Genomic DNA, 25,411 nt, shown 5'->3' with positions numbered 1-25,411 from the left:
AATATGGATCATGGATTGATTGATCACTTGTCTAACAGTGTAAAGGATCTTTACACCATTGTAAACAAACTATAAAACGAGAAAAGAAGTAGCTCTTCAGCCACTTCCTTCACATATTTACATCCTCATCAAGTTAGGATTCTTTTTCTTGGTTTTTCGAAATACTCCGACTCTTGCCTTCAAGATAAACCATCAAGATAGAAATATCAGCTGGGTTGACACCTGAAATCCGACTAGCTTGACCAATGGTCTCTGGATTAATCAGTTTGAACTTTTGACGAGCTTCTGTTGCGATGGAGTCAATATCATCCCAGTCAATATTGGCAGGAATTCGTTTTTCTTCCATTCGTTTCATCTTTTCAACCTGGTCTAAAGCTTTTGAGATATATCCCTCATACTTAATTTCTGTTTCAATCAGTTCGATGATCTTATCATCTAACTCTTCCGCAGCAGGTCCGATAAAGTTGACAACATCTTGATAGGATACCTCTGGTCGACGTAAAAATTCTTTGGCAGTAACTGCATCTGTTAATGGTTTGAAGCCAAGTGCTGTAACTTTTTCATTGGTTTCCTTTACAGGTTTTAACTTGATACTGTCAAGACGTTTCATCTCATTTTCAAACTGATACTTCTTGGTTTCAAAACGGTTCCAACGTTCATCGTCAACCAAACCAACCTCGCGCCCAATTTCTGTCAAGCGCATATCTGCGTTATCATGACGGAGAATCAAGCGATACTCAGCACGACTGGTTAACAACCGATATGGTTCGACTGTTCCTTTGGTCACCAAGTCATCAATCATGACCCCGATATAGCCATCACTCCGTTTCAAAATGAGTTCTGGTTTCCCTTGAATTTTCAGAGCCGCATTAATCCCTGCTACAATTCCTTGGCCAGCAGCTTCCTCGTAACCAGATGTTCCATTCGTTTGGCCCGCTGTAAAGAGACCTGATATTTTCTTTGTTTCTAAAGTTGCTCGTAACTGATGTGGAAGAACCATATCGTACTCAATTGCATAACCGGTACGCATCATCTCAGCATTTTCTAGCCCCTTAATTGAATGAACTAGTTCTCTTTGCACGTCTTCTGGTAAACTGGTTGACAAGCCTTGAACATATACTTCTTCTGTATTGCGTCCTTCTGGTTCTAGGAAAAGTTGGTGACGTTCCTTGTCAGCAAAGCGAACAATCTTATCTTCAATAGATGGACAATAACGAGGACCAACACCCTTTACAACACCTGTAAACATAGGGGCCCGGTGTAAATTGCTGTTGATAATCTCATGGCTTTGACTATTGGTATAGGTGAGCCAACAAGGGATTTGATCCTTTAAATAATCCTCGTCACGCGAATTGTAAGAAAAGTGATTTGGATTTTCATCACCAGGTTGAATTTCCGTTTCTTCATAATTGATTGACGATGCCTTGACACGAGGAGGCGTTCCTGTTTTGAAACGACCAATTTCAAGTCCTAGGTCTCTTAAATTATCAGCCAGTTTAATCGAAGCAAGGCTGTGATTTGGTCCTGACGAATACTTGAGATCCCCGATAATAATTTCTCCTCTGAGAGCTGTCCCTGTCGTGACAATAACAGCCTTGGCTCCATAGGCTTGATGAGTCGCTGTTACAACTCCTCTGACCTTCCCGTCTTCGACGATGATCTCATCAATAACTGATTGGCGAAGAGTCAGATTTTCTTGGTTCTCAACCGTCTTACGCATTTCCTTAGAATAAAGTTCCTTATCCGCTTGGGCACGAAGCGCACGGACTGCTGGACCCTTTCCTGTATTCAACATCTTCATTTGAATGTAGGACTTGTCAATATTCTTGGCCATCTCTCCACCGAGGGCATCTACCTCACGGACCACAATCCCTTTTGCAGAACCACCAATCGAAGGATTACAAGGCAAAAACGCCAACATTTCTATATTGATGGTTGCAAGTAGAACTTTACAACCCATCCGGCTCGCAGCAAGTGAGGCTTCTACACCCGCATGTCCTGCTCCGATTACAATAATATCGTATTCTTCTATAAAATTATAAGTCATCTTTTCTCCTATTTCTCCAGCTGTATGTGTTGTAATTGTCCGTTCCATTCTGGTAAGGCCGTTTTTAAAAATGCCGGCTTCAGGTCAACAGTAGATAAGGCCTCTATAGCAAGCCACCGGCATGGTAAGGACTTTGTATCTTCCTGCATGGTTAAAGGGGCATCTTCCAGCAAGTCCACCAAATAATGAAATTCAATATTATGGTAGTGGATTCCAGCTTGATTAAAGCGATTTTCAACAATGAAAGCTAGCTGACCAGCTCTAGAAGCAACGCCAAGTTCTTCTTTGACTTCCCGAACCACAGCATCTTCTGTAGCTTCATTCACTTGAAGAGCGCCACCGATTGTATAGAAACCATCCTTGTCTTCTATAACTAACAATCGACCATTTTCTACAATTAAAGCAGTGGCTCTCACACCAAAAACCGTCTGATTCAACTTGGTCCGAAAATCCTGTTCTTGCATGTTACTTCCTTTCGAAACGACACAAAAATAGTCAAAACTCTGAGAAGTGCAGGACAAAAAAGCCTGCAACATCCATGAGCTTTGACCATCATTTCTATTGCTTTTCTTATTGTAGCAAATTGAGAAAATTTGTCAATTTAAATATACTGACAAACTTCTCCATCCCGGTAAGCATTGTCAATCAAACCACCTCCGAGACACTCTTCACCATCGTAAAAGACAACAGCCTGACCTGGTGTAATGGCCCGTTGAGGTTCTGCAAAAATAACCTCAGCCTTGTCACCCTTGACATGAACCGTCACTTTGGAATCTGGCTGGCGATAGCGGAACTTGGCTGTACACTCTAGTGTAAACTCTTCTGGCATATCTCGTGTAAAGTGAACTTGACTAGCTTGTAAACTTGTTGACATGAGTGCTTCATGATAGAAGCCTTGACCGACATAAAGAATATTTTGACTCAGATCTTTACCAACTACAAACCATGGGGCATTGTCCCCACCTTGTTGACCACCAATTCCAAGACCACCCCGTTGACCGATTGTGTAATACATCAAACCAGCATGTTCGCCCATATCACGTCCATCTACAGTCATCATTCGGCCTGGCTGGGCAGGGAGGTAGTTACTGAGAAACTCTTTAAAATTCTTTTCACCGATAAAGCAGATCCCAGTGGAATCTTTCTTTTTAGCTGTTGCCAATCCAGCCTCTTCTGCCAAACGGCGAACCTCAGGCTTTTCCAAATGTCCCAATGGGAACATGGTTTTTTGAAGTTGCTCCTGAGACAACTGGCTTAAGAAATAAGTTTGATCCTTCCCATTGTCAACGCCACGTAGCATATGAACAATGCCGTCCTCATCTCGTGCCACGCGCGCATAATGCCCGGTCGCTACATAATCGGCACCGAGAGTCATGGCATAATCTAAGAAGGCCTTAAATTTGATTTCCTTGTTACACATGACATCCGGATTTGGTGTACGGCCTGCACGGTATTCTGCAAGGAAGTATTCAAAGACGCGATCCCAGTATTCTTTCTCAAAGTTGACAGAATAGTAAGGAATGCCAATTTGGTCTGCAACTGCTGCTACATCTTTGTAATCTTCCGTAGCTGTACAGACCCCATTTTCGTCTGTGTCGTCCCAGTTTTTCATGAAGATGCCAATGACATCGTAACCCTGTTGCTTTAACAACAAAGCCGTTACAGATGAATCGACACCACCACTCATTCCAACAACAACACGTGTGTTCGAGTTATCACTCATAGATTTCTCCCATCTTTTCGTTTCTCACGATTGAAGGTCGTGGTTTGCTTCAACGATTGAAGGTCGTTTTGAGCATTATCAATTGTAACACGCTTTATAGTAGAAAACAAGCATCTTGCCATTCTTCTTATTTACTATTTTATCTACGTTTACAGCTCTGTAAATCAAAAAAAGTCCAATTGCTGAACTCTTTCATGTACTTTAATACCAACCATTGGTCAACCAGAAGTTTTTAGCTGCAGACCATGATCCATAGCGGTTAACGACATATTGATTGGCTACTTTCTCCTGATTTTCAGGTGATAAATCTCCATTTAAATACGTGATTGTTAACTGATATCGACCATAATATTGGCCATTTTGTGCTGTATAACTGCCGCTTGATTCTTTCTGAGCAATCCATTCTTTAGCCGCTGCATCCTCTGCACTCAAGCCATTTGATGCAGAACCCGTCGTTGTTGCTTGTGTAGTGTCAACTTTACTGGTGGTAGCTTGCTCAGTTGTCTGTTTAGTTGAGCTAGTTTCTTCAATCTCAAGAACTTGTCCAACTGTAATGAGATTTACATTGCTAATCTTATTTTTCTTAGCAATTTCATCAACAGTGGTGTTCTTTTCCTTAGCGATAGCAGATAAGGTATCCCCTGACTTTACAGTGTAAGATGCTGCACTGGCGAGGACAGGAATAAACATCCCTGATAATAAGCTAAGTCCGATAACACGTTTTACAAACATTTTTTTATTCATGGTTTTACACTCCTTTTCTGTATGTTCTCTATCTTACAGAAGAAATGTTTCGGAAATTTTATGAAATCACGTCAAATGTTTCAACAATGTGTTAGCGAGAATAAATAACACCTCAAATAAAATAGTTTTAAGTATCTTTTAAGTTTAAAACAAAATTTCCCTCTCAAATAGAAGAAAACATGCCCTAGATTTGTTATAATGAAAGAAAAGAAACCCTAAGGAGCAGACTGATGAATTCGCTTAAATTCCAATCCGTATTTGATATTATTGGACCAGTTATGATTGGACCTTCTAGTAGCCATACTGCTGGAGCCGTTCGTATTGGAAAAATTGTCTCTTCTATTTTTGGAGAGGATCCGACAGAAGTTGAATTTCAGTTGTTTAATTCCTTTGCCAAAACCTATCGCGGTCACGGAACAGATTTGGCCCTGGTAGCTGGAATTTTAGGCATGGATACAGATGATCCAGAGATTCCAAATAGCCTAGAGATTGCTCATAAAAGAGGAATCCGCATTGTTTGGAGCATTCAAAAAGAGAGCAATGCGCCTCATCCAAATACGACGACCATCACGGTAAAAAATGAGCATAAAACTATCTCCGTCACAGGAATTTCTATTGGTGGGGGGAATATTCAGGTAACTGAGTTAAATGGCTTCGCAATTTCACTGAACATGAACACCCCAACTATTATTATCGTTCACCAAGACGTTCCTGGGATGATTGCCCATGTTACAGAAGCCCTTTCCCGCTATGATATCAATATCGCCCAAATGAACGTAACCCGCGAAAAAGCCGGTGAAAAGGCTATTATGATCATTGAAGTAGATTCTCGAAATTGTGACGAAGCGATTGAATTAATCCGTCAAATTCCCCATTTACACAATGTGAATTTCTTTCAATAAGGAGACCCCATGTTTTATTCAATTACCGAACTAGTTGAGCAAGCGACCCTCCACTATGAAGGAAATGTCGCAGAATTAATGATTGCTACCGAGTTTGAACTAACTGGCCGTGAGCGAGAAGAAGTTCTGACTCTTATGACACGTAATCTTGAGGTCATGAAAGAATCTGTCCACTTAGGCCTCAATGATCAGCTTTCTCGAAGTGGCTTGACAGGAGGAGATGCTGCAAAACTAGATCGCTATATTCAATCTGGAAAAGCCCTCTCTGACTATACTGTCCTAACTGCAGCCAAAAATGCTATCGCTGTCAACGAACACAATGCAAAAATGGGCTTGGTATGTGCTACTCCAACAGCCGGATCGGCCGGTTGCTTACCTGCTGTTCTTACTTCAGCCATCGAGAAACTCCATTTAGATGAACACCAACAATTGGAATTCTTATTAACGGCTGGAGCCTTTGGTCTGGTTATTGCCAACAATGCATCGATTTCTGGAGCCGAGGGAGGTTGTCAAGCAGAGGTTGGGTCAGCATCTGCTATGAGCGCAGCAGCTTTAACGCTAGCAGCGGGAGGAAGTCCCTACCAAGCTAGCCAAGCTATTTGTTTCGTCATTAAAAATATGCTAGGCCTGATTTGTGATCCTGTTGCAGGACTAGTTGAGGTTCCTTGTGTCAAACGAAACGCTATGGGTGCAAGCTATGCCTATATTGCGGCAGATATGGCCCTGGCAGGAATTGAATCCAAAATACCTGTTGATGAAGTCATCGATGCTATGTATCAGGTCGGATCAAGCCTACCAACTGCCTTTAGAGAAACGGCTGAAGGTGGTCTGGCAACTACTCCAACTGGGAAACGACTACAACAAGAAATTTTCGGAGAGTAATCTATGAAGTATATATTTTTCGACTTGGATGGGACCTTAGTCGATAGTTCCGAAGGTATCGAGATCACCTTTCTACACACTTTTAACCTGCTGGGGGTTCCTGCACCTGATAAAGAGACTATTCGAACCTTTATGGGCCCTCCACTCGAGGTTACATTTACAAACCATGTTCCAAAAGAACTGGTCACAAAAGCTGTAGAAATCTATCGCACCTATTACAAAGAAAGCGGCCAACAGCAAACCTATCTCTACCCAGGTATCAAAGAACTCCTTCATCAATTGAAGGAATTGGATTACCACTTATTCATCACCACCTCTAAGAATCAGGAAGTGAGTCTTGAAATAGCCCATTCACTAGGAATTAGTGATTACTTTGAAGGGATTTATGGTTCTATCCCTGGATCCATGCACAAAGCTGATATCATTCAGCGTGTACTGTTGGATCATGAAATTCCAAAAGATGAGGCTTGTATCGTTGGGGATACTAAATTTGATATCATTGGAGGAAAAACCATTGGCATTCATACAATTGCAGTCAGTTGGGGTTTTGCTCCTCTAAATCAATTAAAAGAGGAAACTCCCGATACCATCGTAGATTCTCCTCTAGCTTTACTGACTCATTTAAGTTAATAAAAGAGGTTTACAAAATTGTAAACCTCTTTTTTGTATAAAATCACGCCTGGGTAAGACTACACATCGGTCATCAAGGTTGACGAATACTATTGTACCTCTTTACAACTCTTTCCCGCACTTGTCAAGATAAGAAACAAAATAAAAAGAGGGTTCCCCCTCTTTTTTAGTATCCCCAAGCTGAAAGTCCTTGGTTTGAATAGGCATTATAAGCTGCTTGGATTTGATCATCAACTGTAGCAGTTGAACCCCAACCTGGCATTGTTTGGAAAAGACCACTAGCCCCAGATGGGTTTGCTGCGTTCACTTGACCATTTGATTCGCGGGCAATAATGGCTTCCCAAGTTGATGCAGGAACTCCTGTCATTTCAGCCATTCGAGCTGCTGCATAAGATCCAGTTTCTCCAGCAGTATTTCCATTTGCAAGTACAATCCCATTTCCAGAATTCGTAACAACTGGTGCCGCATTATAAGTAGCAGTAGTTGTTGTTTCTGCTGCAACTTGATTTGTAGAAGCTCCAGCTACTGGTTCCTGACTTGTTTTGGCAGTATTTACTTTGTTGATCAATGAGTTTGAACGTTCACCCAACTCAATAATTTGACCAGCATGAATCAAATCTTGATTGCTGATTTGATTCAATTCAACAAGCTTTTCGATAGTAGTGTTATTCTTAATCGCAATTTCTGATAAAGTATCACCATTTTTTACTTCGTATGTTTCAGCATTCACTACCACACCAGTAACAAAAAGTGAAAGAGCTGAGATAATAGAAGTTAATGTCCATTGGACTTTTTTTGTGTTCATCAATACATTCTCCTTTCGAACATAATACTATCTTACACATTAAATGTTACAGTTAGTTATATTTTATGTTACAAAGGTTACAAAAACATGTATTTTTCATGCAAAAAACGCTATAAATAGCGTTTTTCTTCATCTTTTTAGAAAAAACACCCTATATGTAGTGGTGGTATTCTAATATTTCAACCAAAAAATGATAGCACCAACTGCCACTATAGATAGAATAGCTATACTATCTAAGGCTTGCCATTTTAACTGCCTGTATCGGCTTCTTCCCTCTCCACTTTTATAACCTCTTGCTTCCATGGCAATTGCAAGAGCATCTGCACGTTTAAAACTTGATGCAAACAAGGGAATTAAAATCGGTATAAAAGAGCGGATTTTCTGAAGGAGATTTCCTTCTCCAAAATCAACCCCTCTAGCTCTCTGTGCATTCATAATGCGAATTGTATCATCCATCAGAGTGGGAACAAAACGGAGGCTCATAGACAACATGAGCCCAATTTCATGAGCAGGAACTTTGATCATTTTAAAAGGAGTTAACAATTTTTCTACTGCATCTGCTAAGCTTAAGGGTGTGGTTGTCAGCGTTAAAATCGTTGAAAATACAACAATGAGAATAAAACGACAAAAGATCACACCAGCTTGCGCAAGACCTTTATCCGTTACAGTCAAAAAATAAAATTGAAATAAAGTCTTACCACCAGTCGTCGCAAACAACTGAAAGAGGGTGGTGAATGCGATGATAAAGACCATAGATTTCAAGCCATTAATAAAAAAACGAAAGGGGATTTTAGCAATCAAAATCAAAGCAAGGGCCAATAAAAATAACAGGGCATTTGTCATCACATTATTAGCCCAAAACAAAATAACAATTAATAAGAAAAGTCCCAGTAACTTTGCTCTTGGATCCATACGATGGAGAATGGAATTACCTGGTACATATCGTCCTAAAATCATACTATTCATGTCCAATTAACTCCTTAAACTCCTGTAAAGTGATTGGTAAAATTGGCAAAGATAGTCCTTTTTGACGTAAACGCCAAGCAAATTTCGTCACTTTAGGTACACCTAATTGAATATTTTCTAACCCTTCTACATCCTGAAATACGTCCCTTGGGTGCCCAGACCTCACAATTCGTCCTTTTTCCAAAACATAAACAAGATTTGCGTATTCTGCCACATCTTCCATAGAATGACTAACAAGAACGATGGTCATGCCAGCTTGATGAAGTGACGCAAATAGCTTCATTAATTCCCGTCTGCCTGAGGGATCCAAGCCAGCTGTCGGCTCATCCAGTACCAAAATTTCAGGTTCCATCGCTAAAATGCCTGCAATAGCAACCCGTCTCATTTGTCCTCCAGATAATTCAAAGGGACTCCGTTCAAACAACTCTTCAGAAAGACCGACTAAAGTCAATTTCTCCTTGGCAATGCTTTCAGCTGACTCTTGGTCTACTCCAAAATTTTGAGGACCAAAAGCGACATCTTTTACCACAGTCTCAGCAAAAAGTTGACTTTCTGGAAATTGAAAAACAAGACCAACTTTCTTCCGAAGGTTCTTTAACTCTTTTTGAGAGGACTCAGAATCAATGTGTAAATCATTCATTTGCACTTCCCCTCGACTGGGTAAAAGTAGACCATTTAATAATTGGAGAATGGTTGATTTTCCACTTCCAGTATGCCCAATTAGGGCTGTATAAGAACCGCTTGGGATTTCCATATTCACATCAAAAAGAGCCGCTCCTTCAAATGGAGTTCCTTCTTGATAGGTATAACTAAGCTGTTTTAAAGCAATTCCCATAATAGTTTTTCTAGCTCTCCTTCAGTCTGATAGGTTTCTCCGACTGGAAAACCTTTTTGATGTAAAATGCTTCGCAATCGATTCGCGAAAGGTTCTTCTAGTCCAATTTCATCTAAATCATCTCGAGAAAAGAGTTCTCTTGGAGTCAGATCCAAGGTCGCTTTCCCTTTTTCAAAGAGAATAACCCGATCACTTAGGGAAACTTCCTCTAAATCATGGGTAATAGAAATAACCGTTAAACCGTATCGTTCTTTAACTTCTCGAACCGTACGAATCAGTTCCAAGCGCCCCTCAGGATCCAACATGCTGGTCGCTTCATCTAAAATAATGATTTTAGGTCGTAAAGCAATAATTCCTGCTATCGCAACCCGTTGCTTTTGTCCACCGGATAACCTAGCTGGTTCTCGATCCTTAAACTCATCCATGCGAACCATTTTCAAAGCTTCATCTACTCGTTGAACCATCTCATCTCTTGGAATCCCTTGATTTTCTAATCCAAACGCCACATCATCTTCTACAGTAGCTCCAACAAACTGGTTATCCGGATTCTGAAAAACCATACCAATCTCACTACGTTTATCCCAAACGTTTTCAGGAGTTAGCAAATCTCCAGAGATATAGATTTCACCCGATTCGGGTTCCAACAAGCCATCAATCAAACGAACCACTGTTGATTTACCACTTCCGTTATGTCCGATAATGGATAACCATTCACCATGTTTCACGTGAAACGAAATATCATTTAACTGATGGTTCTCATCTGTTTTTTGGTATTTAAATGTAAGATTTCGAACTTCTATAATATTATTCATTTATCTAAAGGTATCTTTAAAGAGGTAGGCACTGCCTTTAAAGTATTCATATCCAGAGTAGACTGTAAAGATTAGCGCAACATAAAGCGTCAATTTGCCCAATAAATCCCAATGAAAGAGAAGGAAAATAATGGAAAACATTTGTGAGAAGGTTTTAATTTTTCCAGGCATAGCTGCTGGCAAAACAACTCCTCCTGTTTCAACCAATAACAGACGGAGGCCAGTAACAGCTAATTCACGGCAAATAATAACTGCCGTAATCCAAGCCGGAACCATCCTTAATTCAATCATCATGATAAAGGCAGACATGACAAGAAGCTTATCAGCCATGGGATCTGCAAATTTTCCAAAGTTACTAACAACTTCCCATTTACGAGCTAGATAACCGTCTAAATAATCGGTTATACTTGCAACCGCAAATACGATAGCTGCTGCTACATGCCAGCCATAACTTTTGCCAAATATTAGCATCAAAATAAAAATGGGAATAAACACAATTCGAATCAGTGTTAAGGCATTAGGAATATTTTCTTTTTTCATTCTAGTCTCCTTACTAGTTTACATAATAGTTTACATCTAATTGACAAAGCCGACCTCGATTTAATTCGACAAAATCATCATTCCATTCTTTTCCCATTATTTAGGGAAAATGATAAAGTCCGTCATATCACAAGCGTTGACAAAATCTCGCCCAACCTTTACAACGTCTTGTAAAGAAATACTTTGTAAAATTTTTGGAAGGTCAAATAGATTTTCACCCGTCTCAATTGGATTAAATTGAGTAGCAATATAATCCAAGGAATTCAAACCATGTAAAAAATCACCAAACATTTCGCTTTTAATCGTATCCAAATGCTCTTGAGTCACATCGGGATCTTTCTCAAAATTCTTTATGGCAGTTCTGAACTGATGGGATATACTGACAGGTTCAGAAGTATCCATCGTTAACATCACAAAGTGAAACGAAGACTCGACTTCAATTTCTAATGTCAAGGAGTTGTCAAGTTTACCAACTTCATAAAGCGACTGAAATCGTTTGGATGTCCACCCAAACATCATTGCAAACAATAATTTGAGGATAATCTTGTAGCGATACTGGTACATAGGAGGAATTTGATTTCTTCCACGAATTCCAATTGCTAATTTTGGTGAAGCAACTTCCATCCGACTTGTCTCATTTTGAACAACTGGATTTAAGTCTACAGGTGAAATGTGAGGAAGAGGATTTGAAGAAGTTTTCATCTCAAATTCAGAAACAAGGTTCACAAGACTGTCAAGATCAAAATTTCCGACAACTACTAGATGCATGTTGGATGGTTGGTAGAATAAATCGAAATTATCCTGTAAACTCTCTTCATCAATTTGAGAGAGAGAAGCTGTAGTACCTGCAATATCTTGGGCCAATGGTGTATCTGGATAGAGATTCGCCAGCGCCCTAAAGAATAATTGATAGTCAGGACTATCTTGGTACATTTCGATTTCTTGTTGAATAATCGATTGTTCCTTCTTTAGAGAATCCTTTGAGAGATGAAGAGATTGTGTCATCTCCAGTAACAATTTCAGACTTTCATTGACATACGAGGTAGTCGAAAAGAGATAACTGGTCTGTGTAAAGCTAGTAAAAGCATTACTTTCAGCTCCCAACCGTACAAAATGTTGTAAATAATCTTGACCGTCTTGATCTTCAAATAATTTATGTTCAAGAAAATGTGCAATCCCTGCTGGAAATTCTTTTACACCTTCTACTCCATCCATTGTAAATCTTGTGTCAACTGAACCGAATTTAGTAGAAATGATTGCATAGCTTTCATTAAAATCCGTTTTTGGAATTAAATATAACCTCAATCCATTTTGGAGAGTTGTCTGATAAACGCATTCTCCAACAGCTGGATACTCTATTTTATCCAAATCTTTCTTTATCATTCTCTTCCTTCCATAAAATAGACCGCTTGTAATTTGAGTGATTTGGCAACAGCCATAATTTCATCTTTCGTCACCAGTTGAATGGCTTGAATCCAATCATCAATTGACAAGAACTGTTTTCTTAAAGTGGATTTTAGATAAGCTCTTTCAATCAAGGTGCCAGGTCGATCCTGCGACAATTTTGCAGCATTTATTATCATTTCTTTTGTCAAGCGAAGCTCTTCACTGGTAAACTTCCCTCTCTTCAAGTCACTCACTTGACGACTCATCAGAGTCATCGTCCGGGTTCTATTTTTTCTATCAATCCCTGCATAGATACGCATAAAATGAGAAAAAATATCAAAATGGCTGGAGATAGTATAAGCCAACCCTTCTTTTTCTCGGATGACTGTAAACAATTTTGAGTGAGAGAAAGTGCCCAGTAAACCATTTAAAACAATTAAAGCAAAATGCTCTTTCTCTCCATACTGAACAGGAAAGTGATAACCTAATTCTAAAATAGATTGATGAGTCTCTCGCTGCTCCAATCCTTCTCTGACAACATTCGAGAAAGATTGTGTGTAAAAAAGGTTGACATTAGATTTACGAGGTTGTAAACCAAAGTTACTGATCCTTTCAATGACCGCTAGTTCATTGAAATCACCCATAAAGAAAAAGTCAATCAGATTTGTTTGAAGCATTTCTTGAAATGCTTGATAAGCTGACTCTTCATCCTCATTCTGAATCTGCTGGACACTTCCATACTTACTTAGTTTCATGTCAGCTTGATCATAAAACAACCGATTCAATTGTTGGTGAGCATAATAAAAATGATTTTCAATTTCTGCTTCTAGTTCTGTGATAAGATTTTTTTTCTCCACTAAAAAAGTTTCTGAATGAAAGCATCCATTTTCTGCAAGAGGAGCATTAAGAGATACCTTTAATAAATCCAACATCTGATCTGTCAAGACATTTTTCTTGCTCAAAAAAGCATCACGGACATAGGATAAATTAATATCAACGTAGTGTGTTTGGCCGCGTTTTGAAACAGAAGTAGAAAAATTGGCTCCATACAAGTTCGCCAACTGTTCTCTAAATTGCTGAGAAGTTGGGTAAAGTTGATTGGCTGTTTCGATCATGCGTGAGGCTAAAACCCGTCCTGCTATTGTTTCTTCAGAAAGGGGGGCCGAGAATCGCACTTTTATCTCATTGGTCTTAAATTTTTCTGATTTCATAAAATGGATTCGAACACCAGTAACTAATTCCATCGTCATCCTCGTTCTAACAAATATTACTCTTCATTATATCATGAAATCCCAGTAAAATCTTTCCCAGACAGATTAAAAAACGTTTACACTGACTCGCCCTATTTTAGGTTTTTCATCCTTTTGTGGTATAATAACAATCATTGAGGTGAACTATGAACTATAAACTTTTTGATGAATTTATCACATTACAAGCTCTATTTAAAGAACTGGGAATCATCCAAAGCGGTGGAGCTATCAAAGCCTTTTTAATTGAAAATCAAGTAGAGGTCAATGGAGAAGTGGAAACCAGAAGAGGACGTAAATTACGAGTAGGAGATACAATCGAAGTAATTGGTGATAAGGAAATCGTAACGATTACGCAACCTAGTCCAGAAGAAATTGAAGACTACCAAGCGGACAAGCTAGAAAAAGAACGCGTTGCTCAATTGGTGAAGAAATTAAACAAAGAACAGAAACAAAAAAAAGACACAAAACCAAAAAAAGATACAAAACCAAAAAAAGAGGAGAACAAACGGAAACCCGTTCGTTTCCCAGGGACATAATATGTGGCTTAAATCCATACATATTCAAAAATTTCGAAATTATAAAGAAGTAGAACTCCAATTCCACTCCGGTTTGAATATTTTCTTAGGCCAAAATGCTCAAGGCAAAACCAATCTCCTTGAGTCTATCTACTTTTTAGCCTTGACGCGCAGCCATCGGACTCGTTCCGATAAAGATTTAATTCATTTTCAAGAGGAACAATTTACCGTTTCAGGAGTGTTAGAAAAAAAGACAGGCTCTATCCCTCTAGAAATTTCCTTATCCTCAAAAGGAAGAGTCACTAAAGTGAACCACTTAAAACAAAGCAAGTTATCAACATATATCGGTAACATGAATGTGGTTCTCTTTGCTCCAGAGGATTTACAACTCATTAAAGGATCACCCTCTCTTCGTCGCAAGTTTATTGATATTGATTTAGGGCAGATGAAACCCGTTTATCTATCGGATTTAACAGCCTATCATCATGTTCTAAAGCAGCGCAACAGTTACTTAAAAACGGCGAACACAGTAGATCCAACCTTTTTAGATGTTTTAGATGAACAATTAGCAGATTATGGTAGCCGAGTCTGCATCCATCGGAAAGATTTTCTTAAAAAATTAGAAAACTTTGGCCAGGAAAAACATTTTGAAATTTCCAATCAAGCTGAAAAACTCACTATTCGGTATGACTCATCTGTTCCTTTTCAAGATGAAGAAACACTTCGCCCAACTTTTATCAAATTACTTCGAGAAAATCGGACCAAGGATCTCATCAAAAAAACAACCAGTGTCGGTCCTCACCGAGATGACATTAGTTTTTACATCAATGACATGAATGCGACTTTTGGTAGCCAAGGTCAGCACCGCAGTGTTGTTCTTTCATTAAAACTAGCAGAGATTTCGTTGATTGAATCCTTGACGAATGAAAAGCCTATTTTACTCTTAGACGATGTCATGAGTGAACTTGACAACAATCGTCAACTACATTTACTAGAAGTTATCTCTCGTGACATCCAAACATTTATTACAACTACAACTCTAGATCACCTAAAAGACTTGCCTGAAGACTTAAAAATCTTCAATATTCACTTAGGTCAAATTGACGAATAATTAACAGTGTTGTCAATTTAAATTTACATCTTTTTGACACAATAAAAGTGTGAAATAATAGAATTTCACACTTTTTCTTTTTTATTGAACGGAGTAGTTTGGTGCTTCGTTGGTAATTTGAACATCATGTGGATGACTTTCTTTTAAACCTGCCCCGGACATTTCAACAAATTGCGCATTTTCATGCAATTCTTGAAGGTTGGCAGCTCCAACATAGCCCATACCAGAACGAATACCACCAATCATTTGGAAGACGATATCGGCTGCTGATCCTTTATAAGCAACCCGACCTTCGATTCCTTCTGGAACCAATTTGTTGGCTTCATTGACAGAACCTTGGAAGTAGCGGTCACTAGATCCCTTCTTCATAGCTGCAATAGATCCCATACCACGATAGGTCTTAAATTTACGTCCTTGGAAAATTTCAGTTTCACCAGGAGCTTCATCTGTTCCGGCAAACATGGAACCAAGCATAACTGCATGACCACCTGCAGCTAAAGCTTTTACAATATCTCCAGAATACTTGATTCCACCGTCAGCAATGATTGTTTTTCCATATTCACGCGCGACAGCAGCTGCATCATAAATCGCTGTAACTTGAGGAACCCCAACACCAGCAATTACACGAGTTGTACAGATTGAACCAGGTCCAATTCCAACCTTAACGACGTCAACACCTGCATCATAGAGAGCACGCGCTCCTTCAGCTGTAGCAATATTACCCGCAATCAAAGTGCGGTCTGGGAAATGAGCCCGAATTTCAGCAATCTTACGAAGAACCCCTGCAGAATGACCATGGGCCGTATCGATCACAATCGCATCTGCACCAGCTTCAAACAATGCTTCTGCACGCTCAAATGTGTCAGAAGTAACACCCACCGCACCTGCTACTAAAAGACGACCAAATTCATCTTTAGCTGCATTTGGAAACTCAATGACTTTTTCAATATCCTTAATGGTAATCAAACCAGACAAACGACCATTCTCGTCTACCAATGGCAACTTTTCAATTCGGTGTTCTTGGAGGATCCGTTCAGCTGTTTCTAAATCTGTACCAACTGGTGCAGTCACAAGATTCTCGCTGGTCATATGGTTGGAAATTGGTTGATCATAATCAGAAATAAAGCGTAGGTCACGGTTGGTCAAGATCCCTACTAGTTTACGATTTTCCAAAGTTTCAACCACAGGTACACCACTGATCCGGTAACGTCCCATAAGTTCGTCTGCCTCAGCAATGGTATGTTCAGGTGTTAAGAAAAATGGGTCAATAATAACGCCGTTTTCAGAGCGTTTTACTTTACGAACTTCATCTGCTTGTTGGGCAATGGACATATTTTTGTGAATAACCCCAAGTCCTCCAGCACGGGCAATGGCAATAGCCATTTGGCTTTCAGTAACTGTATCCATCGCAGCTGTGATGATTGGGATATTCAACACAAGGTTATCCGCCAATTTTGTACGAAGATCTGCATCGTTTGGTAATACATGACTTTCAGCTGGAATGAGCAATACATCATCGAAGGTATAACCTTTTTTCAAAAATTTAGTGTCCCAATTTGACATTCCCATTTTCCTCTTTTCTTTCTTTTTGAGCCAAGCTCGTCTTTTTTGATTGATAATATCATACCATTCTACGATAATTTGTCAATCATTTGTACAATATTTCAAAAAGAGGTATTAAAACCTCTTTTGAATCATTTTTTTATTGAATCATCTCAATATCAAGAGCTTACTTGAAATAGTTTAATCCCATAGCAGATTTGACTTGATCAAGCGTTTCTGCTGCAACCGAACGGGCTACTTCACTACCTTTTTGAAGCATATCATAAACTTGACCCATATCTTTAGCAAATTCAATCCGACGTTCGCGAATAGGGCCCAACTCTCTTTCAAGAATCTCTAACAAATAGCGTTTGGTTTTAACATCTCCTAAACCACCCCGTTGGTAATGGTCTTTCATTTCTTGAATGGTCGCTTGATCTTCTTCTTTTCCAAACACATCTAAATAATGGAAAACCATATTTCCTTCGATTTTTCCTGGATCTTCGACACGAATATGCTCAGGATCTGTATACATACTCATGACCTTTTTCTTCAAGGTGTCCATATCATCGGCTAAATAAATACCATTTCCAAGAGATTTAGACATCTTAGCATTCCCATCCAATCCAGGCAAACGACCCGCGGCCTCATTTTCTGGGAAAATTCCTTCCGGTTCAACCAAGACATCACAATGATACGCATGATTAAAGGAACGAACGATTTCACGAGTTTGCTCAATCATGGGCTTTTGGTCAGTTCCAACAGGTACCAGATTGGCTTTAAAAGCGGTAATATCTGCAGCTTGGGAAACAGGATAAACCAAGAAACCAGATGGAATAGACTCACCGAATCCTTTTTGGGCAATTTCTGTCTTAACGGTTGGGTTTCGTTCCAAACGTGAAACAGAGACCAAATTCATGTAATACATGGTCAATTCCGCTAGCTCAGGGATTTGACTTTGAATAAAAATAGTTGATTTCTTTGGATCTAAACCAGCTGCTAAATAATCTAGAGCAACATTTCCAATAGACTCAACAATGGTTTGTGGATCTTTAGCATGATCCGTTAGGGCCTGCTGATCGGCTAAAAAGACAAACATCTGGTACTTGTCTTCATTTTGCATAAGAACTCGATTCTTCAACGAACCGACATAGTGTCCAATATGGAGCTGCCCAGTCGGGCGATCTCCAGTTAAAATAATCGGCTTTGTCATTTTTCTTCCTCCCTGAAGTACAAAATAAAAGCCCACGCATAGCAAAAACTATGCGAGGGCGTCTGAGACACGGTGCCACCTCACTTAGAACAACATCTGCTGTTCCCTCTAGCTCATCATAAATGAGCTGCACATAAGGCCTGCTAGCCGAATCTCTATTTGTTTAGATTCTATTTGAACATCAGTCCATTTCATGCTAGTTCATTGCTTATTTTCAGCGACCATAAGCTCTCTAAAAAACGAATCTAGACTACTCTTCTGATTGATTTTCATTATATAATGACATCAAGGGAAAGTCAAGTTCTTCTCTCTTTTATCCTCCATAATCATCTCCCTCAAATGCTTAAGGGTATTCATTGAAAAATCAAGCGTTTTCTAGTAAAATAGGCTTATATAGACAGAAATAGAGGAGAAATATACGTGCTAACAGTAACAGACGTCTCACTACGTTTTAGTGATCGAAAATTGTTTGATGATGTTAACATCAAATTTACAGAAGGAAATACCTATGGTTTGATTGGGGCCAATGGTGCTGGGAAATCAACCTTTTTAAAAATTTTAGCTGGGGATATTGAACCAACAACTGGTCACATCTCTCTTGGTCCAGACGAACGTCTTTCTGTTCTTCGTCAAAATCACTTTGACTACGAAGATGAGCGTGCCATTGACGTCGTTATCATGGGGAATGAAAAACTTTATAGCATCATGAAAGAAAAAGATGCTATCTATATGAAGGAAGATTTTTCAGATGAAGATGGTGTCCGCGCAGCAGAGCTTGAAGGTGAATTCGCTGAACTAGGTGGTTGGGAAGCAGAAAGTGAAGCTTCACAACTCCTCCAAAATCTGAATATTCCAGAAGAGCTCCACTACCAAAATATGAGTGAACTAGCAAATGGGGATAAAGTGAAAGTCCTCCTAGCCAAAGCTCTCTTTGGTAAACCAGATGTCCTTCTTTTGGACGAGCCAACCAACGGTCTTGATATTCAATCCATTACCTGGTTAGAAGATTTCTTGATTGATTTTGAAAATACTGTTATCGTTGTATCCCACGACCGTCACTTCTTGAATAAAGTCTGTACCCACATGGCCGACCTGGACTTTGGAAAAATCAAACTCTATGTCGGTAACTATGATTTCTGGAAAGAATCATCTGAACTGGCTGCCAAGTTGTTAGCAGATCGTAATGCCAAAGCAGAAGAAAAAATCAAACAATTACAAGAATTTGTGGCTCGTTTCTCTGCCAATGCTTCAAAATCTAAACAGGCAACTTCGCGTAAAAAGATGCTTGACAAGATTCAGTTAGAAGAAATTGTCCCATCTAGCCGGAAATACCCATTTATCAGCTTTAAAGCTGAACGAGAAATCGGGAATGATTTGTTGACAGTAGAAAACTTATCTGTAAAGATTGACGGTGAAACTATACTTGACAACATCAGCTTCATCTTGCGTCCAGGTGACAAGACAGCTCTTATCGGACAAAACGACATCCAAACCACTGCCTTGATCCGCGCTATTATGGGTGAAATCGAATATGAAGGAACTGTCAAGTGGGGTGTCACAACTAGTCGCTCTTACTTGCCAAAAGACAATTCAGCTGACTTTGCAGGTGGAGAGTCGATCCTTGACTGGCTCCGTCAATTCGCAAGTAAAGAAGAAGATGACAATACCTTCCTTCGTGGATTCCTCGGACGTATGCTCTTTTCTGGAGACGAGGTTAACAAGCCTGTAAACGTCTTGTCAGGGGGAGAAAAGGTGCGCGTGATGCTTTCAAAACTCATGCTTTTGAAGTCAAATGTTCTTGTACTTGACGATCCTACAAATCACTTGGATTTGGAATCTATTTCAAGCTTAAACGATGGATTGAAAAACTTCAAAGAATCGATCATCTTTGCCAGTCACGACCATGAGTTTATTCAAACTCTTGCCAACCATATCATTGTTCTTTCAAAAAATGGTGTCATTGACCGGATTGATGAATCCTATGACGAATTCTTAGAAAACCAAGAAGTTCAAGAAAAAGTCAAAGAACTTTGGAAAGACTAAGAAATCACTCAAAATGATCAAAAACCCTGGAACCTTTGTTTCAGGGTCTTTCAATAGACTATATGAAATTTAAAAACTATTTATCACACCCCATCATATTTTACTTTACAGCTTTTTTACTTCCCTTTACAATCTTATTTTTTGTTTACCTCAGTCAAGGTATTTATTGGGGTAGTGAAACTTCTCCTTTATTAGGCGATGGTTTTCATCAATACGTTATTTTTGACGTTACCTTACGAAATATTTTACACGGAACCGACAGCCTTTTTTACAGCTTTACAAGTGGACTGGGTTTGAATTTTTACGCCCTTTCTAGCTATTATTTGGGCAGTTTTTTATCTCTCTTTGTCTTCTTCTTTGACAGTTTATCCATGGTTGATTCCGTCTATCTCTTTACACTGATAAAAATAGGATTGATAGGATTGTCAACTTATCATTCCATTAAAGGAATCTATCCTCAACTACAAAAATTCTTGATTCTTTCACTGTCAACTTCATTTGCTTTAATGAGTTTCTCTATCAGCCAGATTGAAATCAAAACCTGGCTCGATGTCTTTATTTTAGCTCCTCTCATTCTGTTAGGTTTACACCGTCTAATGACTCAGAAGAAGCGCGTCCTCTACTTTACAAGCTTGACTATCCTCTTCATCCAGAATTACTATTTTGGATTTATGATGGCTCTCTTCTTAACTTTATGGTATTGTACTCAGCTTTCCTGGAACTTTAAAAAAAGAATATCTTCCTTTTTAGACTTTACAATTGTGTCAATTTTAGCAGGGGTCACTAGCTTGATCATGATTTACCCCACTCTTTTAGATTTACGAACTCATGGGGAAAACTTCACTAAGATAACAAGAACCTTTACAGAAAATAGTTGGTACTTAGACGTCTTTGCAAAAAACTTAATTGGTAGCTTCGACACAACAAAATATGGGGCTATCCCTATGATTTATGTTGGTCTGTTCCCGTTTTTACTTGCCTTCCTATTTTTCTTTGTCAAATCGATTCGGTTTCACGTGAAACTAGCCTATTTGACTTTATTAGTCATTCTTATTGCAAGTTTCTATTTACAAGCTTTAGATTTATTCTGGCAGGGGATGCATGCTCCCAATATGTTTCTTCACCGTTATGCCTGGCTTTTTTCATTGACTATTTTGTTCATGGCGGCAGAGGTCCTCAATCGGATAAAAGAAATCAATTGGCAACGACTCTGCCTAGCTTTCAGTTTAGTTAGCATTGGATTTATCCTCACCTTTCTCTATCGCAAGCATTATCCTTTCTTGACAAGTAGTCATTATGTATTGACACTAGAATTTCTTCTTGTATTTTTTACTGTGACACTTTCCTTTACAGTTCGTAAACTTTCTTATCCAATTTTTTCTGCTGTGATTCTTTTCTTCTGTCTGTTTGAAGTCAGTATCAACAGCTATTATCAGATCGATGGGATTGCAAATGAATGGGTATTTGCAGCTCGTTCTTCTTACCAAGGAAAGATTCCATCAATTGATAAGTTGACATCAAGTTTACAGGATGATCAAAATTTTTACCGAACAGAGATTCTCCAACCTCAAACAGGTAATGATAGTATGAAATACAATTTTAGAGGGATCTCCCAATTTTCATCTGTCAGAAATACAGATACCAGTTCGACCCTAGATAAACTCGGTTTTAAATCAGATGGAACGAACTTAAACCTACGCTATCAAAACAATACTTTACTAATGGACAGTCTGTTCGGGATCAAATACAATATTTCAGATAGGAATCCTCAAAAGTTTGCTTTTCATAAATTGGAAACGCAAGGAAATCAGACCTTGTATCAAAATGAAAAAGCTCTTTCACTAGCATTTTTAACCGCAAGTCCCTACAAGGATATCCAATTTTCTAATCTAACCTTGGATAACCAAAAGAATTTTCTCAATCATCTAACAGGCCAATCCTTGACCTTCTATCAGCGATTATATCCACTGAAAACTAGCTCAGACAATCCTTCTCAAGGACCTCAAAATGCTAAAGTTGAAGCAGATAGTTTTCTAACTTATGCCAGTATCGAATATGAGCTCTACGTTCAAAATGATAGTCAACTTTATGTGAACCTTCCTTCTTTAGAATTTGAGAATGAAGATTATACCGACGTTGAAATCATCACGAATGGCCAAGTCAACCGCTATACAACAGACAATGTATTTCCCTTCTTCACCATTGGTCACTTTAAAGCAGGAGAAACTGTTAAAATTCGAATTGCCTTCCCTGAAAATTCGACAGTAACCTTCCAAAATCCAGAATTTTTTGCTTTGAACCTTCAAGCCTACCAGGAAGCCTTTGAAACTTTACACCAACAAAAAGTTCATGTGCAAACCAAAGGAAATACTGTCACTGCAGATTTTACAGCAGATCATCATACAAGTCTCTTTTTCACACTTCCTTATGATAAAGGGTGGACAGCGACGATGGATGACCAGCCTGTCCCTATTCGAAGAGCTCAAAAAGGATTCATGGCTGTTGATGTCCCTAAAGGAAAAGGACAGGTTATTCTACAGTTTATTCCACATGGGTTGAAAGAAGGAACCATGGCTTTTCTACTTGGGATTCTTTCCTTCGCTGGCTACAATGCTATTCGACATAGATCTCAATCCTCAAAAAATCAGTAGAGATGCATCATAAAGAGGCTGGGACAAAAGTCCTAGCCTCTCAATTATCTTTGGATTGTCGAGCAAGACGCAGTGGTTGAGTGGGCTCTACTACGCTGATTTCATCAGCTTTTACAGCCCTACTCAACTGTGCGGAGGTGGGACGACGAAATCGAATTCTAACGAATTACCGATTTCTGTCCCACTCTCTTATTTTAAACAAAAAAAGCATCCCTTAGGATGCTAGTTTAGCTCCGCCAGTAGGACTCGAACCTACGACATCATGATTAACAGTCATGCGCTACTACCAACTGAGCTATGGCGGAATGAGATATAGTCCGTACGGGATTCGAACCCGTGTTACCGCCGTGAAAAGGCGGTGTCTTAACCCCTTGACCAACGGACCATGTCATTAACAGAACATATCCCATTATACCATCGATTCAAAAATTGTCAAGCCTTTTTCTGTATTTTATTTAATAATTCTTCGACCTTTTTCACCTGTGTACGAGAGACAGGGCAAGTTGTCTCCTCTTCTAACATCAAGAGTCTCTTGCGACGATCAAAGTTGACAATCATTCTTTGATTCACTAGATAGGACTGATTGGGACTGAAGAAATGATTGTCTACATCTTTTTCAAGTATATCCTTGATAGTCCCTAAAAATTCCTTTTGAAAATTCTTTCCAACAAGTCGCAATTTGTGGGAAACTCCAGTTGTCTCAATGTACAATATATCTCGATATGGAACTCGAATTTCCATATTTTTGAAACTATACTCAAAGAAATCAACGATATTTTTATTTTCAATCACATTCTTCTTCAAGTAGAGAATACATTCTCGAATTTTTTCTTTAAACAAGTTTTCATTCAAGGTTTTTTCAATAAATTCGAGAGCTGATACCTTGTAACGATAGGTAATGGTAGCAAATTCCGATTTCGTCGTGATAAAGGCAATAATCGCAAAAGGATTAACTTCACGAATCATTTGAGCTGCCTTGATACCAGCTTTTTCATCCCCTTTGATATCAATGTCAAGGAAGAAAAGCTGATGAAAATCACCATTGGTTAGATATTCCTTTAGTTCAGTTATTTTACTGGTTGAAACAATATTTAATCGTAGGCCTTCCTCCTCAGCGATAGCTTTCACATGTTTCTCTACTCGAACTTGTTGAGAAATTTCGTCCTCTAGCAATACAATATTCATCTATCTTCCTTTCTCTCCAATAACTAAGCTCTGCGTAAATCTTCCATTGATTAATTCCGTCTCTAGAAAAATCGCAGCATATTCTCCAATAATATCTTTTACAATCGCAAGGCCCATTCCTCTACGATCCCCTTTAGTTGAAAATCCCTTTTCATAGAGTCGATTCCAATTAATCGGCTCATCAGAAATAGAGTTCTTTATAATCAGATGCACTCCATTTGGCATATTAAAAACCGCTATTTGAACTTCTTTTTCTTGACTCATTTTAGCAGCTTCAATTGCATTATTGACTAAAATTCCGACAGTTCGTACGAGATCCAACAATCTCATTGGAACCTTTTCAATAATGTCTTCTGTTTCAAAGGTTAATTTGACACCCATTTCCTCTGCATAGATCCACCCCCTACTTAGGATACTTCTCAAAGCAGAATCTCGAATATTTCCTAGGTCAAATCCTGTATATTCTTCTTTTTGGAGTTGGCCATAGCATTCCTCAAGAACATCTTTTTGAATTCGTTTAATATCCTCAATATTCTCTTCCTCAATCGCCAAATTTAAGGAAGTGATAATATTTCCAAAATCATGACGAAAACCTTTTAATTCTAAATAGAGGCCTTGAATTTTATTCATATACTGTTCCATTTGGCGCTGTTCAAACCTCTTTTGCTTCAACTCCATTTTCTTTTCATACCAATCTCGAACTGTCTTCATCTGAACCATGGTTCCGATAAACATCAAGAAACAAATCGTTGCTACCATACTACCAAAACTATTGAAATGACCAATATCACTTATCCAATGAGAAACATTCAATACTATGGTTAAAATAAGATAACTAACAATCAATTGCTGGACAAATTTCTTAAAAACCCGCTCTTTAAAATAGAGAAGATTCACTTCGAGAATGGTTAATAACTTCATGATTAAAACAAGTGAGATAATTCGGATAGTCAAAAAATAATAGTCAGAGTATTGGTGAATTATACTATCGCCAAAAACAGAAGAAGTGATTACAGATAAAAATGTATCTGTACTTTCAACTGCTAAATAAATGACGAATGAATATAAAATAGCTATCTGACGTTGAAGATTACAAATAAAATAGTAATAAAGATACAGAAATAGTGGCCATAAACATAACATTAGATAATCGATATTTAAATCAAAGTAATCTAAGAACATTGTAATCACAAATACAACAACAATGCCTAATCCTAAAATGAATCTATGACTGTACTTGTTAAGTTTTTGATCAATTTTTAAAAAAGATAAAATAATTGTAAAAATAGTTAAAATTGAGAATAGGGTATTTAGAAACATCAGTTTCCTCCCCTACCAAAAATAAGCCCAATAAGTTCAGAAAAGTTGTTTTTTTTGCGTTTATCCCCTCCACAAATTTGCTGCAGTTCTTTTTCTGTAAGAACTTTAAATGCCTTAGAAACTGTTGATGGATTATTTTTCATAAAAAACTCCTTATAATTTATTTGATTATTAAATTATTAAATTTAATATACATAAATTTTAGTAAAAAATCAAAGACTTTTTTAACATTTTCGCTATTTGGTTCATTTTTACAGCTATTTGGAATGAAAAATTTAGTTTTTGCAATTTTTTTATCCCATATGTTTA

At 38.5% G+C, this 25,411-nt stretch carries 23 protein-coding genes, 2 tRNA genes and 1 other annotated feature; of the genes, 7 read left to right on the top strand and 18 right to left on the bottom strand.

Annotated elements, in window-relative coordinates:
* Positions 1-133: 133 nt before the first annotated feature.
* The 4 genes from mnmG to apf all read right to left on the bottom strand — a co-directional run bounded on the left by mnmG (position 134) and on the right by apf (position 4,514).
* Positions 134-2,047, bottom strand: coding sequence for a tRNA uridine-5-carboxymethylaminomethyl(34) synthesis enzyme MnmG (gene mnmG, locus D7D50_RS03275; protein WP_023027415.1), 1,914 nt, complete (start codon positions 2,045-2,047; stop codon positions 134-136).
* A gap of 8 nt (positions 2,048-2,055) precedes the next feature.
* The gene (locus D7D50_RS03270; protein ID WP_023027416.1) at positions 2,056-2,511 is read right to left on the bottom strand and encodes an NUDIX hydrolase; all 456 of its coding nucleotides are present in this window, start codon (positions 2,509-2,511) and stop codon (positions 2,056-2,058) included.
* Between the two features lie 137 nt (positions 2,512-2,648).
* Entirely contained in the window at positions 2,649-3,770 is a 1,122-nt protein-coding gene (gene mnmA / locus D7D50_RS03265; RefSeq protein WP_023027417.1) for a tRNA 2-thiouridine(34) synthase MnmA, read from the bottom strand.
* Between the two features lie 201 nt (positions 3,771-3,971).
* Positions 3,972-4,514 (bottom strand): aggregation-promoting factor, encoded by a 543-nt coding sequence (gene apf / locus D7D50_RS03260; RefSeq protein ID WP_120701452.1) that lies wholly within the window; start codon positions 4,512-4,514, stop codon positions 3,972-3,974.
* A gap of 230 nt (positions 4,515-4,744) precedes the next feature.
* Between apf and sdaAB the strand changes: the two genes are divergently transcribed.
* From sdaAB to D7D50_RS03245, 3 genes are read left to right on the top strand one after another with little or no spacing between them, the layout of a single operon-like run.
* A complete protein-coding gene (gene sdaAB / locus D7D50_RS03255; protein ID WP_120701451.1) occupies positions 4,745-5,416 on the top strand; it encodes an L-serine ammonia-lyase, iron-sulfur-dependent subunit beta in 672 nt (223 codons plus the stop codon).
* Between the two features lie 9 nt (positions 5,417-5,425).
* Complete coding sequence (gene sdaAA / locus D7D50_RS03250) at positions 5,426-6,298, top strand: L-serine ammonia-lyase, iron-sulfur-dependent, subunit alpha (protein ID WP_120701450.1); 873 nt, start codon at positions 5,426-5,428, stop codon at positions 6,296-6,298.
* A gap of 3 nt (positions 6,299-6,301) precedes the next feature.
* Positions 6,302-6,928: an HAD hydrolase-like protein gene (locus D7D50_RS03245; RefSeq protein WP_120701449.1), complete on the top strand. Its 627-nt coding sequence runs from the start codon at positions 6,302-6,304 to the stop codon at positions 6,926-6,928.
* A 166-nt stretch (positions 6,929-7,094) separates the two neighbouring features.
* On the opposite strand, the gene D7D50_RS03240 is transcribed toward D7D50_RS03245, so the two are convergent.
* The 7 genes from D7D50_RS03240 to yfmF form a co-directional block, all read right to left on the bottom strand.
* Complete coding sequence (locus tag D7D50_RS03240; protein ID WP_120701448.1) at positions 7,095-7,733, bottom strand: LysM peptidoglycan-binding domain-containing protein; 639 nt, start codon at positions 7,731-7,733, stop codon at positions 7,095-7,097.
* 171 nt (positions 7,734-7,904) lie between these two features.
* The gene (locus tag D7D50_RS03235) at positions 7,905-8,699 is read right to left on the bottom strand and encodes an energy-coupling factor transporter transmembrane component T family protein (protein WP_120701447.1); all 795 of its coding nucleotides are present in this window, start codon (positions 8,697-8,699) and stop codon (positions 7,905-7,907) included.
* Positions 8,692-9,534, bottom strand: a complete 843-nt coding sequence (locus tag D7D50_RS03230) for an energy-coupling factor transporter ATPase (protein ID WP_023024785.1) — start codon at positions 9,532-9,534, stop codon at positions 8,692-8,694. The genes D7D50_RS03235 and D7D50_RS03230 overlap by 8 nt, the downstream gene beginning before the upstream one ends.
* Positions 9,519-10,346 (bottom strand): energy-coupling factor ABC transporter ATP-binding protein, encoded by an 828-nt coding sequence (locus tag D7D50_RS03225; protein ID WP_023024787.1) that lies wholly within the window; start codon positions 10,344-10,346, stop codon positions 9,519-9,521. The genes D7D50_RS03230 and D7D50_RS03225 overlap by 16 nt, the downstream gene beginning before the upstream one ends.
* On the bottom strand, positions 10,347-10,886 hold the full coding sequence (gene pgsA, locus D7D50_RS03220; RefSeq protein ID WP_120701446.1) for a CDP-diacylglycerol--glycerol-3-phosphate 3-phosphatidyltransferase: 540 nt from the start codon (positions 10,884-10,886) through the stop codon (positions 10,347-10,349).
* Between the two features lie 96 nt (positions 10,887-10,982).
* Positions 10,983-12,269: an EF-P 5-aminopentanol modification-associated protein YfmH gene (yfmH, locus tag D7D50_RS03215; RefSeq protein WP_120701445.1), complete on the bottom strand. Its 1,287-nt coding sequence runs from the start codon at positions 12,267-12,269 to the stop codon at positions 10,983-10,985.
* A complete protein-coding gene (yfmF, locus tag D7D50_RS03210) occupies positions 12,266-13,516 on the bottom strand; it encodes an EF-P 5-aminopentanol modification-associated protein YfmF (protein WP_120701444.1) in 1,251 nt (416 codons plus the stop codon). Before yfmF ends, yfmH begins: the two co-directional genes overlap by 4 nt.
* A gap of 152 nt (positions 13,517-13,668) precedes the next feature.
* Here yfmF and yaaA point away from each other — a divergent pair, with 152 nt between their 5' ends.
* Entirely contained in the window at positions 13,669-14,058 is a 390-nt protein-coding gene (gene yaaA, locus D7D50_RS03205) for a S4 domain-containing protein YaaA (RefSeq protein WP_120701443.1), read from the top strand.
* A gap of 1 nt (position 14,059) precedes the next feature.
* Positions 14,060-15,148 carry a DNA replication/repair protein RecF gene (gene recF, locus D7D50_RS03200; RefSeq protein ID WP_120701442.1) on the top strand — a complete coding sequence of 363 codons (1,089 nt, stop codon included), beginning with the start codon at positions 14,060-14,062 and terminating at the stop codon, positions 15,146-15,148.
* Positions 15,149-15,229: 81 nt separating this feature from the next.
* Here recF and guaB read toward each other — a convergent pair whose 3' ends face one another.
* Complete coding sequence (gene guaB / locus D7D50_RS03195; RefSeq protein WP_048691005.1) at positions 15,230-16,711, bottom strand: IMP dehydrogenase; 1,482 nt, start codon at positions 16,709-16,711, stop codon at positions 15,230-15,232.
* A gap of 166 nt (positions 16,712-16,877) precedes the next feature.
* A complete protein-coding gene (trpS, locus tag D7D50_RS03190) occupies positions 16,878-17,903 on the bottom strand; it encodes a tryptophan--tRNA ligase (RefSeq protein ID WP_120701441.1) in 1,026 nt (341 codons plus the stop codon).
* Positions 17,904-17,954: 51 nt separating this feature from the next.
* Positions 17,955-18,179 (bottom strand) — a binding site (T-box leader).
* A 144-nt stretch (positions 18,180-18,323) separates the two neighbouring features.
* Between trpS and D7D50_RS03185 the strand changes: the two genes are divergently transcribed.
* The gene (locus tag D7D50_RS03185) at positions 18,324-19,946 is read left to right on the top strand and encodes an ATP-binding cassette domain-containing protein (protein ID WP_120701440.1); all 1,623 of its coding nucleotides are present in this window, start codon (positions 18,324-18,326) and stop codon (positions 19,944-19,946) included.
* 62 nt (positions 19,947-20,008) lie between these two features.
* Positions 20,009-22,597, top strand: a complete 2,589-nt coding sequence (locus tag D7D50_RS03180; protein WP_120701439.1) for a YfhO family protein — start codon at positions 20,009-20,011, stop codon at positions 22,595-22,597.
* 231 nt (positions 22,598-22,828) lie between these two features.
* Here D7D50_RS03180 and D7D50_RS03170 read toward each other — a convergent pair.
* From D7D50_RS03170 to D7D50_RS03150, 5 genes are all read right to left on the bottom strand, one after another.
* Positions 22,829-22,902 (bottom strand) — tRNA-Asn (locus D7D50_RS03170).
* An 8-nt stretch (positions 22,903-22,910) separates the two neighbouring features.
* Positions 22,911-22,982: transfer RNA gene (locus D7D50_RS03165), tRNA-Glu, on the bottom strand.
* 47 nt (positions 22,983-23,029) lie between these two features.
* A complete protein-coding gene (locus tag D7D50_RS03160) occupies positions 23,030-23,782 on the bottom strand; it encodes a response regulator transcription factor (protein ID WP_023024804.1) in 753 nt (250 codons plus the stop codon).
* Positions 23,783-25,102 (bottom strand): sensor histidine kinase, encoded by a 1,320-nt coding sequence (locus tag D7D50_RS10215; protein WP_227877756.1) that lies wholly within the window; start codon positions 25,100-25,102, stop codon positions 23,783-23,785. It abuts the gene before it with no gap.
* A complete protein-coding gene (locus D7D50_RS03150) occupies positions 25,102-25,245 on the bottom strand; it encodes a bacteriocin (RefSeq protein WP_117744856.1) in 144 nt (47 codons plus the stop codon). Before D7D50_RS03150 ends, D7D50_RS10215 begins: the two co-directional genes overlap by 1 nt.
* Positions 25,246-25,411: the final 166 nt, after the last annotated feature.

The organism is Streptococcus koreensis (assembly GCF_003627135.1).
GTDB lineage: Bacteria > Bacillota > Bacilli > Lactobacillales > Streptococcaceae > Streptococcus > Streptococcus ilei.
Note: the sequence above shows the minus strand (reverse complement) of the source record. Positions and strands in the feature narration are given on the sequence as shown.